Source organism: Methylosinus sp. RM1 (assembly GCF_011378635.1).
In the GTDB taxonomy this organism is placed as follows: domain Bacteria; phylum Pseudomonadota; class Alphaproteobacteria; order Rhizobiales; family Beijerinckiaceae; genus Methylosinus; species Methylosinus sporium.
Genome location: NZ_WOVC01000090.1, coordinates 1 through 2513, shown reverse-complemented (window position 1 = coordinate 2513; position 2513 = coordinate 1). Strand labels below are relative to the sequence as shown.

Below are 2513 nucleotides of genomic sequence, written 5' to 3'. Positions count from 1 at the left end.
AGCAAAACCGCAACAAACATCACGTCGAGGCCGACTGGCAATTCACCACCAGAGACGCTCGCCTCAAGCTGAAATCCCTATACCCGCAGTTCCAATGACTCGGGCCACTAGTCCTCTCGGACCTGCACCTCGAGAACCGGCCCTATTGGCGGCTGCCGACGAGCTGCCGCCTTTCGACGTCGCCGTGTTCGCCGGCGACATCGCCGAGACGCCGCGCGTCGCCGTCGAGACCCTCGCGGCGGCGCCGGCCCTTTCTGGGCGGCCCGTGGTCTACGTGCCCGGCAACCATGAGCTCTTCAGCGGCGACATCGACGTCGCGATCGCGGACGGGCGCGCCGCCGCCGAAGGCACGAACGTGCGGCTGCTCGATCGCGAGGTCGATGTTGTGGCCGGGGCAAGATTCGTGAGCGCGATGCTTTGGACCGACTACGCCATCGGCGGCGACCCGAAGCGCGCCATGCAGGCCGCCGCCGATGGCATGTACGACCACCGGCTGATCCGGTCGGGAGACAGAGTCTTCTCTCCGGGCGACGCCATCGCCCGCCACCAGGGCGACATCGAGACATCGCTCGCCGAGCCCTTCGCGGGACGCCCCGCATCCGCGCTCCGTCCATGCGAAATACGCCGAAAGCGTCCTGAGCGCGGCGTTCGCCTCGGACCTGTCGGAAGCAATCGAGCGCGGGCGCCCGGCCTGCTGGGTCCACGGACATTGCCATGCGTCGTCGGACTATCGGGTCGGCGCCACCCACGTGGTCTGCAACCCTAAGGGCAATGGGCCGAGGACGAGGGGCGGCGCGGTCGACAATGGGGAGTTTCGCGAGGGATTGGTCGTCGATGTGTGAGGCTGACGACGAAACTCGGCGCGGGCCGTCGCCAAATATCCGACCCGCCCCAAGGCGCCGCCGAGCCCGATGCGGCGCCGGCGCGCCGGGAAGCCGCCCTTGGAACCGGATCCGATCCGCTAGTGCGGCGGCGTCAGCAGTTGCCGCCGCCGCACCGCCCTAGACGCCGCGACGACGACCGATGTCGCGGCTGCGGAAGTGTGAGGGACAAGCGCGTCAGCAACCATTGCCCTGGCAAGCGAACGCAGGAGTTGCGTTCATCGCGACCGCGACGCCACCAACCAACGTCGGCGCGACAAGGGTTAGAACGATCAGCTTTCGCATGAGAGTCCCTCCTTCGAGTGGACGCCGTCAGTCCGCCAACGGCAGAAGGCGCGCCGAAACGGGATCCTTGGCGGGCGGCGGCCCGGCGTCCTGATGCGACGGAGGCGGACCATGCGTGGCCGTGATCGTCGAGAGGGCGGCAAGGCCGCCGGCGAGCGTCAGGGCGACGAGAGCGATGGCGAGGCATTTGGGCATGATGCGGACTCCCTTCACGGAGCCGGCCGACTCGTCTCACACCTTGCGCCCGTCAGCAGTTGTTGCCGTTGCATGCCGAGGCGGGTCTTGTGTCCGTCACGACGGCGACGCCGCCGGCAAACGTCAGTGCGACGAGGGCAAGTGCGAGACGTCTACGCATGGCGGACCTCATGGACAGTTGCTGCCGCCGCAACCGGCGAACGCGGGCTGCGGCGCGATGATCGTCGTGGCGACGGCTCCAGCCGCCAGGGCGAAGACGAGAGCGAGAAGCGCGAGGCGGTTCTTCATCGGATTTCTCCTTCGGTTCAGCAGTTATTGTTCCCGCAGCCAGCCAAGGCTGGGCGCGTGTCGACCACCACCACAACGGCGACACCGCCGGCCATCGTCAGCGCGACAAAGGTGAGAGCGATCAGCTTTCGCATGAGGAACCCCTCCTTCGAAGGACGGCATCCGCCGGCACAGCCTGCGGAGACGACAGCGACGGCGATCGCTACGGAATGCTTTCGCGCCCGGAAGGTTCCGACGCCAACGAACTCCTCGCCCCGAGGGACCTTGCCGCCGGTCTCCCCCGCCCCATCTGCGCGCGATCGCCGAAGTTCGCGGGGACGCGACCATGATCACAGGCGAACTCGCGCTCGGGTCGAAGGCGTGCCCGGACTGGAACGCCGTCGACGAATTGCGGCGCCTCTGTTGGCGCGACCGGCTGGCCGACCTGTCGACGCTCGACGACGGCCACGACGGGCACGCGATGCATTTCCTCGTCAGGGACGGCGGCGGCCTGGTCGCTGCGGCGCGGCTCTGCATCCATCGCGCTCTCGCCGACACGCCCGATCGGCATCTCTTTCCGCCCGCCCTCATGGCCGAGCATCGCGGTCCCTACGGCAGCCTGAACCGTCTCGTCGTCGCCCCGTCCCATCGCAATCGGCATATTTCGTTGCTGCTGGACGATGCCCGGATCGAAATGGCGACCCGCCTCGGGTGCCGAACGATGCTCATGGTCTGAAACCCCGCCTCGGGCGTTCAACGTCGTCGTCGATTGGAGGGTCGTGCCCCCACCGGTGGTGTAGCAGCTCGGGAGCAAGCCGCTTGCGACGCGCGCTTTTCATAGCGCCGTAGCGAGCGAGCGGCTTGCGGCGGCCACCGGCGATTCTC

General features: G+C 67.9%; 3 protein-coding genes. 2 read left to right on the top strand and 1 reads right to left on the bottom strand.

Annotation, left to right across the window (positions count from 1 at the left end; translation table 11 throughout):
- Positions 1–184: 184 nt before the first annotated feature.
- Positions 185–766 carry a hypothetical protein gene (locus FMZ75_RS20975; protein WP_166146219.1) on the top strand — a complete coding sequence of 194 codons (582 nt, stop codon included), beginning with the start codon at positions 185–187 and terminating at the stop codon, positions 764–766.
- A gap of 427 nt (positions 767–1193) precedes the next feature.
- Here the strand turns inward: FMZ75_RS20975 and FMZ75_RS20970 are convergent, their stop codons facing one another.
- Positions 1194–1361: a hypothetical protein gene (locus tag FMZ75_RS20970; RefSeq protein WP_166146216.1), complete on the bottom strand. Its 168-nt coding sequence runs from the start codon at positions 1359–1361 to the stop codon at positions 1194–1196.
- Between the two features lie 613 nt (positions 1362–1974).
- Here FMZ75_RS20970 and FMZ75_RS20965 point away from each other — a divergent pair.
- Positions 1975–2364 (top strand): GNAT family N-acetyltransferase, encoded by a 390-nt coding sequence (locus tag FMZ75_RS20965; RefSeq protein WP_166146213.1) that lies wholly within the window; start codon positions 1975–1977, stop codon positions 2362–2364.
- Positions 2365–2513 lie beyond the last annotated feature (149 nt).

What these genes read in the sequence shown, in the direction of transcription:
- FMZ75_RS20970 (WP_166146216.1), bottom strand. Translation starts at nt 1,361, where the DNA reads ATGCCCAAATGCCTCGCCATCGCTCTCGTCGCCCTGACGCTCGCCGGC.
- FMZ75_RS20965 (WP_166146213.1), top strand. Translation starts at nt 1,975, where the DNA reads ATGATCACAGGCGAACTCGCGCTCGGGTCGAAGGCGTGCCCGGACTGG.